Genomic DNA, 15,960 nt, shown 5'->3' with positions numbered 1-15,960 from the left:
TGCGGTCTGTCCTACAGACCAGGTAGCTGAAATCGGCTAAAGGCTTTGTAATTCAAGGCCTGCACTCCGTTCAGCACCTGTCCGCACCTTCGCCACGCCCGGAAGGAGAAACCCATGGGACAGCGTACGCCTCTGTATGACCTTCACCTCGCTCTTGGCGCGAAGATGGTCGATTTTGGCGGTTGGGACATGCCTTTGCATTATGGATCGCAGGTCGAGGAACACCATCAGGTGCGCCGCGATTGCGGTGTCTTCGATGTTTCCCACATGACCGTGATCGATGTCAGCGGCTCCCAGGCCAAAGCCTGGCTCCAGCATTTGCTGGCCAATGATGTCGAACGCCTGCACAGCCCCGGCCGTGCGCAATATAGCACCATGCTCAACGAGCACGGCGGTATCGTCGACGACATGATTGTCTATCGACTCGATGACGGCTATCGCCTGGTGGTCAACGCCTCCACCCGCGATCAGGACATGGCCTGGATGAGCGCTCATCTGGACGGCTTCGACGTGCAGCTCAGTGAGCGTTCGGAGATGGCGATGCTGGCCATTCAGGGCCCTCACGCCCGTCACAAGATTGCCGAACTGGTGAACCAGTCCCGCAGCAACCTGATCCAGCTCCTCAAACCCTTCGAAGGTCAGCCCGACGGTGACTGGTTCATCGCGCGCACCGGCTATACCGGCGAAGACGGGCTGGAGATCATTCTGCCCGCCGATCAGGCCCCCGGCTTCTTCAACGATCTGGTCGGTGCCGGGATTTCCCCGATTGGCCTCGGTGCCCGGGACACCTTGCGCGTCGAAGCGGGCATGAACCTGTACGGTCAGGATATCCAGCAGGACATTTCACCGCTGGCCTCGAACATGGCATGGAGCATCGCCTGGGAACCGGCCAACCGCCAGTTCATCGGCCGTGCGGCCCTGGAAGCTGAGAAGGCGGCGGGTATACAGCACAAACTGGTCGGTCTGGTCCTTGAGGAGCGTGGAGTTTTGCGCGCTCATCAGGTGGTCCGCATCGCCGATGTTGGCGAAGGGGAGATCACCAGTGGTAGTTTCTCTCCTACGCTTAGCAAGTCGATTGCACTGGCGCGCGTGCCGATGGCAACTGCCGACCGCGCTGAAGTGGAAATCCGTGGCAAGTGGTACCCGGTCCGGGTGGTCAAACCGACCTTCGTACGCCACGGTAAAACCTTGATCTAACCTTTTCCGGCGGGCAACGACCGCTGATAATTTTCCTGAGGACACACAACATGAGCGATATCCCTGCCGACCTGCGTTTTGCCGAAAGTCACGAATGGGCACGTCTGGAAGCCGATGGCACCGTCACCGTGGGCATCAGCGATCACGCGCAGGAAGCGCTGGGCGATGTAGTGTTCGTCGAACTGACGGAAGTGGGTAACGTGTTTGCCGCTGGAGATCAGTCCGGCGTCGTTGAGTCGGTCAAGGCTGCTTCCGACATTTACTCCCCGGTTGCCGGTGAAGTGATCGCGGTCAACGACGCGCTGAGCGCTGAGCCTGAGTTGCTCAACTCCGACCCGTACGGCGCGTGGATCTTCAAGATCAAACCAAGCAATGCCGCTGACCTGGAAAAGCTGCTCGATGCTGCCGGCTACAAGGCTGCCATCGGCGAGTAAGTGTTCAGCGTCATCCCAAAGCCCCGACTTGTCGGGGCTTTTTTTGTTGTGCGGATTCCCTTTGTAGGAGCGAGCATGCTCGCGATGGTCGTTAACGATAACGCGGGGGGCCTCACACCCCGCGGCGCTCTCAAGTCCATCACGAGCATGCTCGCTCCTACAGGGTTCACTGTTGGTAGTGGCTGCTATGCTGTTTTGACCGTGTTGCATCGACGTTGAGCGCCAGTCAAAAGAGAGCCCGTCATGTCCCAGTTGCCGTCCCTGAGCCAGTTACGCGACCCCAATGCCTTTCTTCGCCGCCACCTCGGGCCCGATGCCGCCGAGCAACAGGCGATGCTCGACAGTCTCGGTCTGGGCAGCCGGGTCGAACTGATCGAACAAACGGTACCGCCCGGCATTCGCCTGAATCGTGCGCTGGACTTGCCTCCGGCACTCGATGAAGTAGCGGCGCTGGCAAAGCTGCGCGGCTATGCCGAGCAGAATCAGGTGTGGACCAGCCTGATTGGCATGGGCTATCACGGCACGCTGACGCCGGCCGTCATTCTGCGCAATGTGCTGGAAAATCCTGGTTGGTACACCGCGTACACCCCGTATCAGCCGGAGATCGCCCAAGGGCGCCTCGAAGCACTGTTGAATTTTCAGCAGTTGACCATCGACTTGACCGGGCTGGAACTGGCCAACGCCTCGCTGCTGGACGAAGCCACGGCCGCTGCGGAAGCCATGGCCCTGGCCAAGCGGGTCGCCAAGTCCAGAAGCAACCTGTTCTTTGTCGACGAAAACTGCCATCCGCAGACCATTTCCGTGGTGCAGACCCGCGCCGACGGGTTCGGCTTCGAGCTGATCGTCGACGCTGTGGATAACTTGAAGCAGCACCAAGTGTTCGGCGCGCTGCTGCAATACCCCGATACCCATGGCGAAATCCATGACCTGCGGCCGTTGATCGATCACCTGCATGCCCAGCAAGCGCTGGCCTGCGTGGCCACGGACTTGCTCAGCCTGCTGTTGCTGACCCCCCCGGGCGAGTTGGGCGCCGATGTGGTGTTCGGTTCATCCCAGCGTTTCGGCGTGCCCATGGGCTACGGCGGGCCCCACGCAGCATTTTTTGCCAGCCGCGATGAATACAAGCGGGCGATCCCCGGGCGGATCATCGGCGTGTCGAAGGATGCCCGGGGCAACACCGCCCTGCGCATGGCCCTGCAAACCCGCGAGCAACATATTCGTCGGGAAAAGGCCAACTCGAACATTTGTACCGCCCAAGTGCTGCTGGCCAATATCGCCAGTTTTTATGCGGTCTACCACGGTCCGGAAGGACTCAAGCGGATTGCCCAGCGTGTTCATCGGCTGACCTGCATCCTCGCCGCCGGCCTGGAACGCAAGGGTGTCAGTCGCCTTAATAAACACTTTTTCGACACCCTGACGCTGGAGGTCGGCGGCACCCAGACCGCGATCATCGACAGTGCCCGGGCTGCGCAGATCAACCTGCGCATTCTGGGGCGCGGGCAATTGGGCTTGAGCCTGGACGAAACCTGCGATGAGTCCACTGTGGCGAAACTCTTCGATGTGTTTCTCGGAGCCGACCATGGACTGAAGGTCGAGGAACTGGATGCGCAAACCTTGACCGGAGGTATTCCCGAAGGGCTGACACGTACTTCACCCTATCTGCGCCATCCAGTGTTCAGCGCCCATCACAGCGAAACCGAAATGCTGCGCTACCTCAAACAGCTGGAAAACAAGGACCTGGCGCTTAATCAATCGATGATCCCGCTCGGCTCCTGCACCATGAAGCTCAACGCTACGAGCGAGATGATCCCCATTACCTGGCCGCAGTTCGCCAATCTGCATCCGTTCGTACCCAAGGAGCAGGCTGCGGGTTATGCACTGATGATCGAAGAGCTGGAGCGCTGGCTCTGCGCGATTACCGGTTTCGACGCGATTTGCATGCAGCCCAACTCCGGGGCCCAGGGCGAATACGCCGGGTTGCTGGCGATCCGCAAATATCACGAGAGCCGCGACCAGGGCGGGCGGGATGTCTGCCTGATTCCTTCGTCCGCCCACGGCACCAACCCGGCATCGGCGCAAATGGCCGGGATGCGGGTGGTGATCGTCGAGTGTGACGAGGCGGGCAATGTCGACCTGGACGATCTGAAAGAAAAAGCCGCGGCCGCTTCAGACAAGCTTGCCTGCCTGATGGCAACGTATCCTTCGACTCACGGCGTGTATGAGGAAGGCATCAGCGAAATCTGCCAAGTGATCCACCAGCATGGCGGCCAGGTCTACATGGATGGTGCCAACCTCAATGCCCAGGTCGGGTTGGCGCGCCCGGCGGACATCGGCGCCGACGTTTCGCACATGAATCTGCACAAAACTTTCTGCATCCCCCATGGCGGCGGTGGGCCGGGCATGGGGCCGATCGGGGTGCGGGCGCATCTGGCACCGTTCGTGGCCAATCATCCTGTCGTGCCGATCGATGGGCCGCAGCCGCAGAACGGTGCCGTCAGCGCCGCGCCCTGGGGCAGCGCAAGCATTCTACCGATCAGCTGGATGTACATCGCCATGATGGGGCCACAACTGGCGGACGCCAGCGAAGTGGCGATCCTTGCTGCCAACTACCTGGCCCGGCATTTGTCGGGCGCGTTTCCAGTGCTTTACACCGGGCGTAACGAGCGGGTGGCTCACGAATGCATCCTCGACCTGCGTCCACTCAAGGCGCTGACCGGCATCAGCGAAGAAGACGTCGCCAAGCGGCTGATGGATTACGGCTTCCATGCGCCGACCATGTCGTTTCCGGTGCCGGGGACATTGATGGTCGAGCCGACCGAAAGTGAATCCAAGGCCGAGCTGGACCGCTTCATCGGCGCGATGCTGAGCATCCGCGCAGAAATCAACGAGGTGCAAAACGGTAACTGGCCTGCCGAAGACAACCCGCTCAAAGGCGCGCCTCATACTTTGGCCGATATCACCGGGATCTGGGAGCGGCCGTACAGCATCGAGCAGGCGGTCACGCCGGACGCCCACACCAAGGCTCACAAGTACTGGCCGGTGGTGAACCGGGTGGACAACGTGTACGGCGACCGCAATCTGTTTTGTGCGTGTGTGCCGGTGGATGAATATCGCTGATATCCGGCAGCACACAGCCAGCGTGGGAGGCTGTGTGGAGAGGGGAGGCTTTTTGCTAAGAGGGGGGGGCTTTTTGTGGCGAGGGGGCTTGTGTGGCGAGGGGGCTTGCCCCGTTGGACTGCGAAGCAGGCCCTGTTTTTTTGGGGCCGCTGCGCGACCCAACGGGGGCAAGCCCCCTCGCCACACAAGCCCCCTCGCCACAAATGCTCGCACCCTTAGTGTGTGTCTCGGGCGATCTATTGGGACGCTACGGCATTCTTCGCAAGGATCGCATTCGCCAGCTCCATGTCCGTGGCCTGCAGCCCCGGATTGTCGGCGCGGACTTTCTGCATCGCCGCTTCCAGGTACGGGCCACGGATGCCGCCGTCGCTGGCGACGAAACTGCCGGCATCGTCCTGGGCAGCGACGATCAGCTTGTGATCCTTGAAGGTCAGGTAGGTCGAGCCGGTCGTTGCACCGGATGAGATGACGTTCTGCCAAAAGCTATCGGCCATCGCCGAGCCGACAGGCAAGGACAGCAGCGCAATGGTAGCGATAGCAAGTTTGAAACGCATAAAGGTGACTCCAGTGATTAACTGCGGCGTTGGATTGCCAATGCGCAATCCAGTTCCGTTGCCGCCTACTCAGCCACCTCGACCAGCAGGATCGCCCCTTGCTGGCCGACCACCCGCACGCGGCTGCCAGTAGCAGCATCCGGTCCGCGGGCCATCCACACACCGTCGGCAACCTTGATTTTGCCGCGACCGTCGACAATCGCTTCGTGCACCACAAAGGTTTTGCCGATCAGTTCCTGACCACGCAGGTTGAGGTTGGGCTGATCGCTGACGCGCACCGCCGTGCGCTGGCGCCGCCACCAGTACAAGGCGGTGGCAATCGAGAGCAGGCCAAACAGCAGAAACTGCAGTTCCCAGGACAGGTCCGGCACGATAAAGGTCAACACCCCCACGGCTGCGGCGGACATGCCGATCCACAGCAGGTAGCCACCAGCACCGAATACTTCAAGAATCAACAGCACCGTGCCCAGCGCCAGCCAGTCCCAGTACGACAAATGCTGCAGTAATGACCACATGACGAGCCTCAGGCTTTCTTGTTGTCGAAGGTGGCCTTGACGATTTCGCCGATGCCGCCGATTGCACCAATCATCGAACTGGCCTCCAGTGGCATCAGGATCACCTTGCTGTTGTTGGCCGAGGACAGCTTGCCCAAGGCATCGATGTACTTCTGCGCCACGAAGTAATTGACCGCCTGGACGTTGCCGCTGGCGATGGCTTCTGACACCACTTTGGTTGCCTGGGCTTCTGCCTCTGCTTGTCGCTCCCGGGCTTCGGACTCGAGGAACGCGGCCTGGCGACTACCCTCGGCTTCGAGGATCTGTGCCTGCTTCTTGCCTTCGGCGGTCAGGATCGCAGCGGCACGCAGGCCTTCGGCTTCAAGGATCTGCGCACGTTTGATACGTTCGGCCTTCATTTGTCCCGACATTGCCGCCATCAGGTCCGCAGGCGGGCTGATGTCCTTGATTTCGATCCGGGTGATCTTGATGCCCCACGGCGCAGTCGCCTCGTCGACGGTGCGCAGCAGCTTTTCGTTGATGCCGTCTCGCTGGCTGAGCATGGCGTCGAGTTCCATGGAGCCGAGCACCGTACGGATATTGGTCTGCAGCAGGTTGCGAATGGCGTGTTCGAGGTTGTTGACCTCGTAGGCGGCCTGGGCGGTGTTGACCACCTGGAAGAAGCACACCGCGTCGATTTGTACCGTGGCGTTATCGGCGGTGATGACTTCCTGTGGCGGAATATCCAGCACACTTTCCATCACATTCATCTTGCGCCCGATGCGGTCCATGACCGGAATGATGATGTTGAGTCCCGGTTTGAGCGTATTGGTGTAGCGCCCGAAACGCTCGACGGTCCATTCAAAGCCCTGGGGCACGACTTTGAAACCCATGAACAGAATGGCGACCACCAGGCCGACAAAAAGTAAAAGAACACTACCGATCTGCATAACGATTCCTTGTTGATGTATGAATCCGTGGAGTTGCAATTGCTCGAGTGTATCGGCGCCGGTCACGGATAAGAACCGTCCCTGCGCAGAATTCAGTTCTGCTCGCTTTGCGGTGTCACTCGCAGCACCTCCTCTACGGTGGTCAAACCAGCCGCAACCTTTTGCGCCCCCGACAAGCGCAAGCTGCGCATGCCCTCCTTGAAGGCCTGGCGCCGCACCGACAGCAAATCGGTGTCGGGATTGATCAGTGCTTTGATGCTATCGCTGAACTGCATGATTTCGTAGACACCGGCGCGACCGCGATAACCGGTATCGCGGCATTCAACGCAGCCGATGGCGCGGTGGGCACTGCCCGGCAGTGGAGCCTGCCAGGGACGGGTCAGGGTCTGCCAGTCCTCTTCACCCAACGCCAGGGGGGCCTTGCAGTGCGGGCACAGCGTTCGTACCAGGCGCTGGGCCATGACGCCGAGTACCGTGGCCTTGATCAGATAATGCGGTACGCCGAGCTCCAGCAGGCGGCTGATGGCGCTTGGCGCGTCGTTGGTGTGCAGGGTCGACAGCACCAGGTGCCCGGTCAGCGCCGCCTGAATGGCCATTTCCGCGGTTTCGAGATCACGGATCTCGCCGATCATGATGATGTCCGGGTCTTGCCGCATCAGCGCGCGTACGCCGGCGGCGAAAGTCAGGTCGATGTTGTGCTGGACCTGCATCTGGTTGAACGCCGACTCGACCATTTCGATCGGGTCTTCGATGGTGCAGAGGTTGACCTCTGGCGTCGCCAGTTTTTTCAGCGTGGTGTAGAGGGTAGTCGTCTTGCCCGAGCCGGTAGGCCCGGTAACCAGAATAATCCCGTGGGGCTGCCGGGTCATGTCCTGCCAGCGACGCAGGTCATCAGCAGAAAAACCCAACTGGTCGAAATCCTTGAGCAGCACTTCAGGATCGAAGATCCGCATGACCATTTTTTCGCCGAAGGCCGTAGGCAGCGTCGACAGGCGCAACTCGACTTCGCCGCCGTGGGGCGTCCTGGTCTTTACGCGGCCATCCTGGGGTTTGCGTTTTTCCGCGACGTTCATGCGCCCAAGGCTTTTCAGGCGGCTGACAATGGCCACTGTCACCTGCGGCGGGAACTGGTAGACATTGTGCAGCACGCCGTCGATGCGAAAGCGTACCGTGCCCTGTTCACGTCGGGGCTCGATGTGGATATCGCTGGCGCGTTGCTGGAAGGCGTACTGGAACAGCCAGTCGACGATGTTGACGATGTGCGCGTCGTTGGCATCCGGCTCCTGGTCGCTGGCGCCGAGGTTGAGCAACTGTTCGAAATTGCCCAGGCTGTTCAACTGCTGATCGGTATTGTTCGCCCCGGTGACCGATTTGGCCAGGCGAAAGAACTCCACACTGAAGCGCTGGATGTCTACCGGGTTGGCCACCACGCGCTTGATCGGCAACTTGAGCACGTGGGTCAGGTCGGCCTCCCATTCGCTGACATAGGGTTGGGCGCTGGCTACCGTTACCGCGTCACGGTCGATGGAGACCGCGAGGATCTTGTGGCGCTGGGCGAAGGCGTAGGACATCAACGGGGTGACGGCCGCGACATTGATTTTCAGCGGGTCGATGCGCAAATACGGCTGGCCGGCTTGCCGGGATAACCACTGGGTCAGGCTTTCGAGGTCCAGGTATTTGTCGGGTCGACTGAGATCGGCCAGATGTTGATTGGCGATGAATTCCAGCGGATGCATCTGGCCATTGGCGGCATGGCGGCGCCGGGCGTTGAGCGCGTGTTCGGCTGAATCCTGGCTGATAAAACCCTGGGCGACCAGCTCGCGCAGTACATCATTGAGATCCAGCCAGCGGTCCTGAGAGACGAGTTGAACGGACATGCGGGCTCCTTTTGAACAACAGTTCGCCAAGGATAGCCGTGGCCCGGCAGACCGTTGGGCCACTACCCGATGAAGCCGTTTCGGGGTTTTTCAGCCCGCAGCCTGAGCCATTTCAACCCATGTGCAATCAGCCTCTTGCAGATCGACCGAGCAGACGCTGATCAGGTTACGAAGTTTTTCCGCAATGACTTGGGCCCGGTGCCAGCTCAAACCGTCGACGACGATCCCGATGTTCAGCAAATCGCCCTGACGCTGCACATTCACTTGTTGCGGTGTGAGCAACTGCAAGGCGAACAGGTTAAGGGCGCGACACAGCAGGTCCGGCTCGGCTTCGGCCAGCAATTGATAGTGGGCCCGGCAATGGGCATTGCCGGCATTCCAGACATCGGCGCGGGTGTGTGGGGTGTTCACGGCTTCGAGATGCGGCATGTTCAGGGCTCCAGATTCCATGGAGAAATTTTTACATCCGCCGCCGGGTATTTCTTCTCTATGATGGTCTAAAAGGCGCATTTCAAGAATTGTTGAATTCGCTTGTTAATCAATTCAGGGTTTTTTTATGCAGAGCGAGTTGGACAGCTACGACCGCAAGATCCTCGCGTTGCTGCAGGAAGACGCATCACTTTCCAGCGCACAGATCGCCGAGCAGGTGGGGCTCTCGCAGTCGCCGTGCTGGCGGCGGATTCAGCGGATGAAAGAGGAGGGCATAATCCGTGGCCAGGTAACCTTGCTCGACCGCAAGAAAATCGGCCTGAACACGCAGATTTTCGCGCAAGTCAAACTCAACGCCCACGGGCGTTCGAACTTCACCGAGTTTACCGAGGCGATTCGCGGTTTTCCCGAAGTGCTGGAATGTTACGTGCTGATGGGGGCAGTGGATTTCATGCTGCGCATCGTTGCGGCTGACATCGAGGCGTACGAGCGGTTCTTTTTCGAGAAGCTGTCGCTGGTACCGGGGATTCAGGAGGTGAATTCGATCGTGGCGTTATCGGAGATCAAGTCGACCACCAGTTTGCCGGTCTGAGACTCTGCGGCAATTGTGTGGGCCCCATCGCCAGCAGGCTGGCTCCCACATTGGTTTTGTGTACGCCACAAATCCCCTGTGGGAGCCAGCCTGCTGGCGATGGCGGTATTACAGGCGCAGCAGCATTTTCCAGGCGCGATTTTGATAAACAGCAATCGCCTGCTGCTTGCGTGCATCCAGCGATTCATCGGTGATCGGCTCGTTAGCCAGTTGCGCCAACTGTTTCAGCTCGCCAAACAAGCGGTCCATCTCCGGGATTTCCAGCACGGTGCGCGCATGGTGCAGCCAAACCTGAATGCGTTCGATGCGCGGCAGTTGCTCGGCGAGGTCTTCCGGTTGTTGCTGATAACGCTGCAATTGCAGCGAGTTGGCTTCTTCGCCCAGCAGGCGCGGCAGCCAGCTGCCCAGTTGCGCAGCGCCTTGGCGATTGCCACGGGTGTTGCGCTCGGCGGTCCAGGTGCGGGCCAGCAGCCAGCGCGAAGTGGTCAGGGAGAACAGGCCCCAGCGCGGGTCTTGCAGCTCTTCGAGGAACTGCTCCGGCGCGGCTTTGCGCACGTCTTCGTCGTCGACACCGGCTTGTACCAGCGGGCGCCAGTCTTCGAGCAGGGCATCGAGCGCGACACGCAGGTCGTGGGTCGACTGACGTGGAGCGGCTTGGCCGAGGCTGCTGATCAGGGCGCGCATTTCCGCGAGGCTTTCGACCCAATCCTGCAACAAACGCCAGTGACCGTTGAAACGATACTGTTCGGCCAGGCGCTGGCTGCTGCCCAGAAAGTGCCAGCTCAGCGCGGCGAAGGCGTCGTCCAGCGGAGTTTCGGCAGTGATCTGCGGCGCCGGGAGGCTCAGGGAATAGCTGTGGGCGTCGTACAAACGATAACCGCGCTCGGCCTTGCTGATGTCGCACGGCATCAAGGCCAGGGTCTCGGCCAGTTCGGCGGCCAGTTCCAGCAGGGCCGCCGGTTCGCCTTCGCGCAGTTCCAGCTCGAGCTCGCAGATTTCTTCCTTCTGCTTGCCGACGACTACATGCCCCAGGTCCAGCGCGGCTTCGATCACCACTTTGGCCTTGCCACGACCCCAGGCGATTTCGGCGCGCTCGCGGACGAAATCAGTGGTGAAGATCGGCTTGAGGGTTTTCTTGTCCAGGTCGGCCAACGCTTCGGGCCAGCATTCGCCGTCGAGTTTCTTAACGTCGAGCTTGGCTTTGGGCAGGTTCCAGTCGTACTCGTTACGCTCGGACAGACCGGCGATGCTCTGGCCACGGGTCTTGAGCGTCTGAATCACTTCTTCGCCATCGCGGCGCAGGCGCAGGGCAACCTTGGCGCGGGCCAGGTCGCGTTCAGGCGTGTCGAAGTACTGATTCATCAACTCACGGCGTTCCCAGCCACTTTTGTTGCGTTTTTTCAGGAGTGGGTGCTCGCGCAAGGCGGCGAGGGTTTCGCGGCTGACGCGGAGTTTGATTTCGGTTTCTTTCTGCATGGCCGGAAAATCCAGGATCGGGAGCGCAGCCGGGGGAATGTGTGGCTGCCAAGGTCATGCAGTGTACAGCACTGGCAAAACCTGCGCGCCGCAACGGTTTATTCCTGCCATCGGATGGTTCTATGATGGACCTCAATTCGGGAGCCGGGAGTCAGCGATGCCATTGCCGTCCATGAAAGATCAGTTCGCTGCGCTGATCGCTGCACCGTCAGTCAGTTGTACCCAGCCCGGGCTCGATCAATCCAACCGCCCGGTTATCGATCTGTTGGCGACATGGTTGGGTGAGCTGGGTTTTGCCTGCGACATCCAGCAGGTCAATCCCGGCAAATTCAACCTGCTCGCCACTTTCGGCAGCGGTCCTGGGGGCCTGGTGCTGGCCGGGCATAGCGACACCGTGCCGTTCGATGGCGCGCTATGGCAGACCGATCCGTTGAAACTGACCGAAGTCGACGGCCGTTGGGTGGGCTTGGGCAGTTGCGACATGAAGGGTTTTTTTGCCTTGGCTATCGAAGCGGTCATACCGTTGCTCGACCAACCGTTCAAGCAGCCGTTGCTGATTCTCGTCACCTGCGACGAGGAAAGCTCAATGTCTGGCGCCCGGGCGCTGGCAGCCGCGGGTCGTCCCCTGGGGCGCGCGGCGGTGATCGGCGAGCCGACCGGGCTCAAGCCGATTCGCATGCACAAAGGCATCATGATGGAGCGCATCGACATTCTCGGGCAGAGCGGTCACTCCTCCGATCCGCGTCTGGGCCACAGCGCTCTGGAAGCCATGCACGATGCCATCGGTGAACTGCGTGGTCTGCGCCTGTTGTGGCAGCGCGAATTCCGCAATCCGCAGTTCAGTGTGCCGACCCCGACAATGAACTTCGGTTGCATCCATGGCGGCGACAACCCCAACCGCATCTGCGGCCAATGTTCGCTGGAGTTCGATTTGCGGCCGTTGCCGGGCATGGACCCGCAAGCCCTGCGCGCCGAGATCTTGCACAAGCTCAACCCGATTGCCGAGCGCCATCAGGTGAAGATCGATTACGCACCCTTATTCCCCGAAGTGCCGCCCTTCGAGCAGGCCGAGGATGCGCAAGTGGTGCGAATTGCTGAAAAGCTCACTGGCCATGCTGCCGAAGCAGTGGCATTCGGCACCGAAGCACCTTATCTTCAGCGCCTTGGCTGCGAAACGCTGGTGCTTGGTCCGGGTGATATCGCTTGCGCCCACCAGCCGGGGGAATACCTGGAAATGTCACGTTTGCAGCCTACGGTGCATCTATTACGTCAGTTGATTGAACATTACTGCCTGACAGCGGCCCCACATAAGCTGTAGGAGCCGGCAAGCCGGCTCCAGCAGGTATAAATTGCCAATGTTTCTACCCGTATTCATGAGGAGACCGCGCGTGTCGCCAAGCCTGTTCCGACGATAACCATCAGCCCGCTGTGCGTTTTCCGCTTCGCCCATTTTTTGGCTGCTATTTGTTACAGGCCCAGGTTCATGCCCGAATACGTTAATTGGCTTCGTCACGCTTCGCCTTACATCAACGCCCACCGCGATTGCACCTTTATCGTCATGCTGCCCGGCGACGGTGTCGAGCATCCGAATTTCGGCAATATCGTCCACGACCTGGTGCTGCTGCACAGCCTGGGCGTGCGGCTGGTACTGGTTCACGGCTCGCGTCCGCAAATTGAAGCGCGCCTGGCTGCTCGCGGCCTGACCCCGCACTACCACCACGGCATGCGCATCACCGACGCCGCGACCCTGGAATGCGTAATCGATGCCGTCGGCCAGTTGCGCATTGCCATCGAAGCGCGGCTGTCCATGGACATGGCTTCATCGCCGATGCAGGGCTCGCGCCTGCGGGTGACCAGCGGCAACCTGGTCACGGCCCGACCGATCGGCGTGCTTGAAGGCGTCGATTATCACCACACCGGCGAAGTGCGCCGGGTCGACCGCAAGGGTATCAACCGCCTGCTCGACGAACGCTCCATCGTGCTGCTGTCGCCCTTGGGTTATTCGCCGACCGGCGAGATCTTCAACCTCGCCTGTGAAGACGTCGCGACCCGCGCGGCTATCGAATTGGGCGCGGACAAGCTGCTGCTGTTCGGCTCCGAGCCGGGCCTGATCGATGAGAACGGGCGTCTGGTTCGCGAGTTGCGTCCGCAGCAAGTGCCGGCGCATCTGCAGCGTCTGGGCAGCAACTATCAGGCGGAACTGCTGGATGCGGCGGCCGAGGCTTGCCGCGGTGGTGTGGCTCGCAGCCATATTGTCAGCTACGCCGAAGACGGCGCGCTGCTGACCGAACTGTTCACCCGCGACGGTGGCGGTACGCTGGTGGCCCAGGAGCAATTCGAGGTGGTGCGCGAAGCGGCCATCGAGGACGTCGGCGGTTTGCTGGATCTGATCAGCCCGCTGGAAGAGCAGGGCATCCTGGTGCGTCGCTCCCGTGAAGTACTGGAGCGCGAAATCGAGCAGTTCAGCGTGGTTGAGCGAGAGGGCATGATCATCGCCTGTGCGGCGTTGTATCAGATTGCCGATTCGGATGCCGGGGAGCTGGCGTGCCTGGCGGTGAACCCGGAGTATCGCCATGGCGGTCGTGGTGATGAGTTGCTGGAGCGCATCGAGACCCGTGCCCGGGCTCAGGGTTTGAAAACCCTGTTCGTCCTCACCACCCGTACTGCGCACTGGTTCCGCGAACGTGGTTTCGTGCCGAGCAGCGTCGAGCGCCTGCCGTCGGCGAGGGCATCGCTGTACAACTACCAGCGTAATTCGAAGATCTTCGAAAAAGCCCTGTAACCGAGTTGCCCCACCTGATCGTTCCCGCGCGTGGGAACGATCACTACTCAGCCACAAACTTCGCACTGACATAGGGCGAATAGTCCGCCAGCACCGTTTCAACCTTCCCTTGTTCCTTCAGGAACTTCGCCGTCTACCAATCGCCTTGGCCATGCCGCCGTCCAGCAGCGCAGTGCTTTGCTGTGCCTTGGCATCCGGAAACGCTAGGGTCGATGCTGATTTGATAACCAACCGTGAGACTCCCCGTTTGGGCGCCGAAGAAACCGCCGTCGATACACAAACTGTAACAATTGATCCGGATAGTGCGCGTCTGATTGGCATGGGCCGCCTTTCGGTAAAAGCATTGTTTCCGAATTGCGTGAGCGCTAAACGAACTAAAAAACCACCAATAAATACCATTTAGTAATTAGCTTGCGAGCGGCTCTGGCTCTAGGCCGCAGCGGTTGCGGCGCAGAGCTAAATGCCTAAATGGTCTTAGAAAAGAGCCAGCTAATTCTTTTCAGGTTTATGACATACGCAACACCTTGCAGTGACCCAAAAGCCGGGCATTAGACGATGGTCGTAGACACACATGGTTACGATTGACTTGTGAGTCACGGTCTGGCGCTAATCGCTCATCTTAGGATTTTCGGGCGTCGACTCGAAACCAGGAACACAACAATTAGAATCCAGAGGAGCTTCACAATGAACAAGTCCACCTTGGCTCTTGCCGTAGCCGTAGGGGTTTTGGCGCAGCAGGCAGGCGCCGCAGGTTTCATCGAAGACAGCAAGGCTTCCGTCAGTTCCCGCACGATGTATTTCAACAACGATAACCGCGAAGGCGGTGCGGATCAGAAAGAGTCTGCCGAAGGCCTGAAGTTTGATTATCTGTCGGGCTTCACTCAGGGTTCTGTTGGTTTCGGTATCGACGCCCAGGCGCTGGTGGGGATCCATCTGGACGGTGGCAAGGGCCATCATCCGGACGCCAATACGTTTTTCCCAAGCGATACCGATGGTTCGGCCGTAGACGAGTGGAGCCGTGCGGCCGCTAACGTCAAGGCTCGCTTCTCGAAAACCGAAGCTCACCTGGGTGGCGCTCTGCAGCCAAGCCTGCCGATTCTGGTAGCGAACGACAGTCGCCTGCTGCCACAGACCTTTGACGGTGGCACCATCACGTCGAAGGAAATCGACAACGTAACCTTCAACGCAGGTCAGCTGGAACACTCGGCGGGTCGTGCCTCGTCCAACTCCACCGGCCTGGCCGTCAATGGTGGTACCCAGGACAGCAACCAGTTCCGCTACGCCGGTGCCGACTGGAAGGTCACCAAAGACCTGACCCTGCAGTACTACCATTCGAATCTGAAGGACTACTACAAGCAGGACTTCCTTGGTCTGGTCCATGTGTTCACGATCGATGCCAAACAATCCTTCAAGACGGATATCCGCTATTTCGACAGCGGCTCTGACGGCAAGAACGGCGATCCAGGCTACCGCTTCAACAACAACGGCGGTTACGCCAAGAACCTGGGTGAGGTCGACAACAAGACCTGGAGCGCCATGTTCACCTACACCCTGGGTGGCAACGCGTTCCTGTTGGGCCACCAGCGTGTAAGCGATGACGGTGGTTTCGTCTTCCTGAACCAGGGCAGCGTAGTCGATGGTAGAGGTCGCCCGGAAGGCAACGGTGGCGCCAGCTTCTACTCGTTCACCGACGCCATGGTTAACAGCTTTATCCGTGCCGGTGAAAACACGACGTTCGGTCAGTACTCCTACGACTTTGCGGCACTGGGTGTACCGGGCCTTAAAACCGCGATTGCTTATCTGCACGGTGACAACATCAAGGCAACGAACGGCCGTGGCCCTGATTCATCCGAGTGGGAACGCGATATGCGCATCGATTACACCATCCAGCAGGGTGCCCTCAAAGGTTTGGGCGTAACGCTGCGTAATGCCGTTTACCGTGGCAGTGAAGTCACCAACAGCCCCGATATAGATCAGACTCGTTTGATCTTCAACTACACCTACAGCTTCCTGTAATCACTGCGTAAAAGAGCCTCGCCTGCTGGCGGGGCTTTTTTA

The 15,960-nt window shown here is 59.9% G+C and carries 13 protein-coding genes and 1 pseudogene; 7 read left to right on the top strand and 7 right to left on the bottom strand.

Annotated features, from left to right (window positions below; genetic code table 11):
- The first annotated feature begins 114 nt into the window (after positions 1–114).
- The 3 genes from gcvT to gcvP all read left to right on the top strand — a co-directional run bounded on the left by gcvT (position 115) and on the right by gcvP (position 4,748).
- The gene (gene gcvT / locus ASE98_RS16915; RefSeq protein ID WP_060542484.1) at positions 115–1,197 is read left to right on the top strand and encodes a glycine cleavage system aminomethyltransferase GcvT; all 1,083 of its coding nucleotides are present in this window, start codon (positions 115–117) and stop codon (positions 1,195–1,197) included.
- A 50-nt stretch (positions 1,198–1,247) separates the two neighbouring features.
- Entirely contained in the window at positions 1,248–1,631 is a 384-nt protein-coding gene (gene gcvH / locus ASE98_RS16910; RefSeq protein ID WP_060542483.1) for a glycine cleavage system protein GcvH, read from the top strand.
- Positions 1,632–1,874: 243 nt separating this feature from the next.
- Positions 1,875–4,748: an aminomethyl-transferring glycine dehydrogenase gene (gcvP, locus tag ASE98_RS16905; RefSeq protein ID WP_060542482.1), complete on the top strand. Its 2,874-nt coding sequence runs from the start codon at positions 1,875–1,877 to the stop codon at positions 4,746–4,748.
- Between the two features lie 236 nt (positions 4,749–4,984).
- Here gcvP and ASE98_RS16900 read toward each other — a convergent pair whose 3' ends face one another.
- The 5 genes from ASE98_RS16900 to ASE98_RS16880 form a co-directional block, all read right to left on the bottom strand.
- The gene (locus ASE98_RS16900; RefSeq protein ID WP_060542481.1) at positions 4,985–5,302 is read right to left on the bottom strand and encodes a DUF2388 domain-containing protein; all 318 of its coding nucleotides are present in this window, start codon (positions 5,300–5,302) and stop codon (positions 4,985–4,987) included.
- Between the two features lie 65 nt (positions 5,303–5,367).
- On the bottom strand, positions 5,368–5,817 hold the full coding sequence (locus ASE98_RS16895; RefSeq protein WP_060542480.1) for an NfeD family protein: 450 nt from the start codon (positions 5,815–5,817) through the stop codon (positions 5,368–5,370).
- Between the two features lie 8 nt (positions 5,818–5,825).
- Positions 5,826–6,746, bottom strand: coding sequence for an SPFH domain-containing protein (locus ASE98_RS16890; protein ID WP_060542479.1), 921 nt, complete (start codon positions 6,744–6,746; stop codon positions 5,826–5,828).
- Between the two features lie 92 nt (positions 6,747–6,838).
- Positions 6,839–8,623: a GspE/PulE family protein gene (locus ASE98_RS16885; RefSeq protein WP_060542478.1), complete on the bottom strand. Its 1,785-nt coding sequence runs from the start codon at positions 8,621–8,623 to the stop codon at positions 6,839–6,841.
- Between the two features lie 90 nt (positions 8,624–8,713).
- A complete protein-coding gene (locus ASE98_RS16880; protein ID WP_060542477.1) occupies positions 8,714–9,052 on the bottom strand; it encodes a hypothetical protein in 339 nt (112 codons plus the stop codon).
- Between the two features lie 127 nt (positions 9,053–9,179).
- Here ASE98_RS16880 and ASE98_RS16875 point away from each other — a divergent pair, with 127 nt between their 5' ends.
- The gene (locus tag ASE98_RS16875) at positions 9,180–9,644 is read left to right on the top strand and encodes an Lrp/AsnC family transcriptional regulator (protein ID WP_060542476.1); all 465 of its coding nucleotides are present in this window, start codon (positions 9,180–9,182) and stop codon (positions 9,642–9,644) included.
- 108 nt (positions 9,645–9,752) lie between these two features.
- Here the strand turns inward: ASE98_RS16875 and ASE98_RS16870 are convergent, their stop codons facing one another.
- Entirely contained in the window at positions 9,753–11,120 is a 1,368-nt protein-coding gene (locus ASE98_RS16870) for a CYTH domain-containing protein (RefSeq protein WP_060542475.1), read from the bottom strand.
- Between the two features lie 157 nt (positions 11,121–11,277).
- Here ASE98_RS16870 and argE point away from each other — a divergent pair, with 157 nt between their 5' ends.
- Complete coding sequence (gene argE / locus ASE98_RS16865; RefSeq protein WP_060542474.1) at positions 11,278–12,438, top strand: acetylornithine deacetylase; 1,161 nt, start codon at positions 11,278–11,280, stop codon at positions 12,436–12,438.
- Positions 12,439–12,603: 165 nt separating this feature from the next.
- Positions 12,604–13,902 (top strand): amino-acid N-acetyltransferase, encoded by a 1,299-nt coding sequence (gene argA, locus ASE98_RS16860; protein ID WP_060542473.1) that lies wholly within the window; start codon positions 12,604–12,606, stop codon positions 13,900–13,902.
- Between the two features lie 43 nt (positions 13,903–13,945).
- Here the strand turns inward: argA and tauA are convergent.
- Positions 13,946–14,106 (bottom strand): annotated as a pseudogene (gene tauA / locus ASE98_RS27295) (taurine ABC transporter substrate-binding protein); the annotation flags it as partial.
- A 480-nt stretch (positions 14,107–14,586) separates the two neighbouring features.
- Between tauA and ASE98_RS16855 the strand changes: the two are divergent.
- Entirely contained in the window at positions 14,587–15,918 is a 1,332-nt protein-coding gene (locus ASE98_RS16855; RefSeq protein WP_060542472.1) for an OprD family porin, read from the top strand.
- Positions 15,919–15,960: the final 42 nt, after the last annotated feature.

The organism is Pseudomonas sp. Leaf48 (assembly GCF_001421885.1).
In the GTDB taxonomy this organism is placed as follows: Bacteria; Pseudomonadota; Gammaproteobacteria; order Pseudomonadales; family Pseudomonadaceae; genus Aquipseudomonas.
This window is presented reverse-complemented; position numbering and strand designations above follow the sequence as displayed.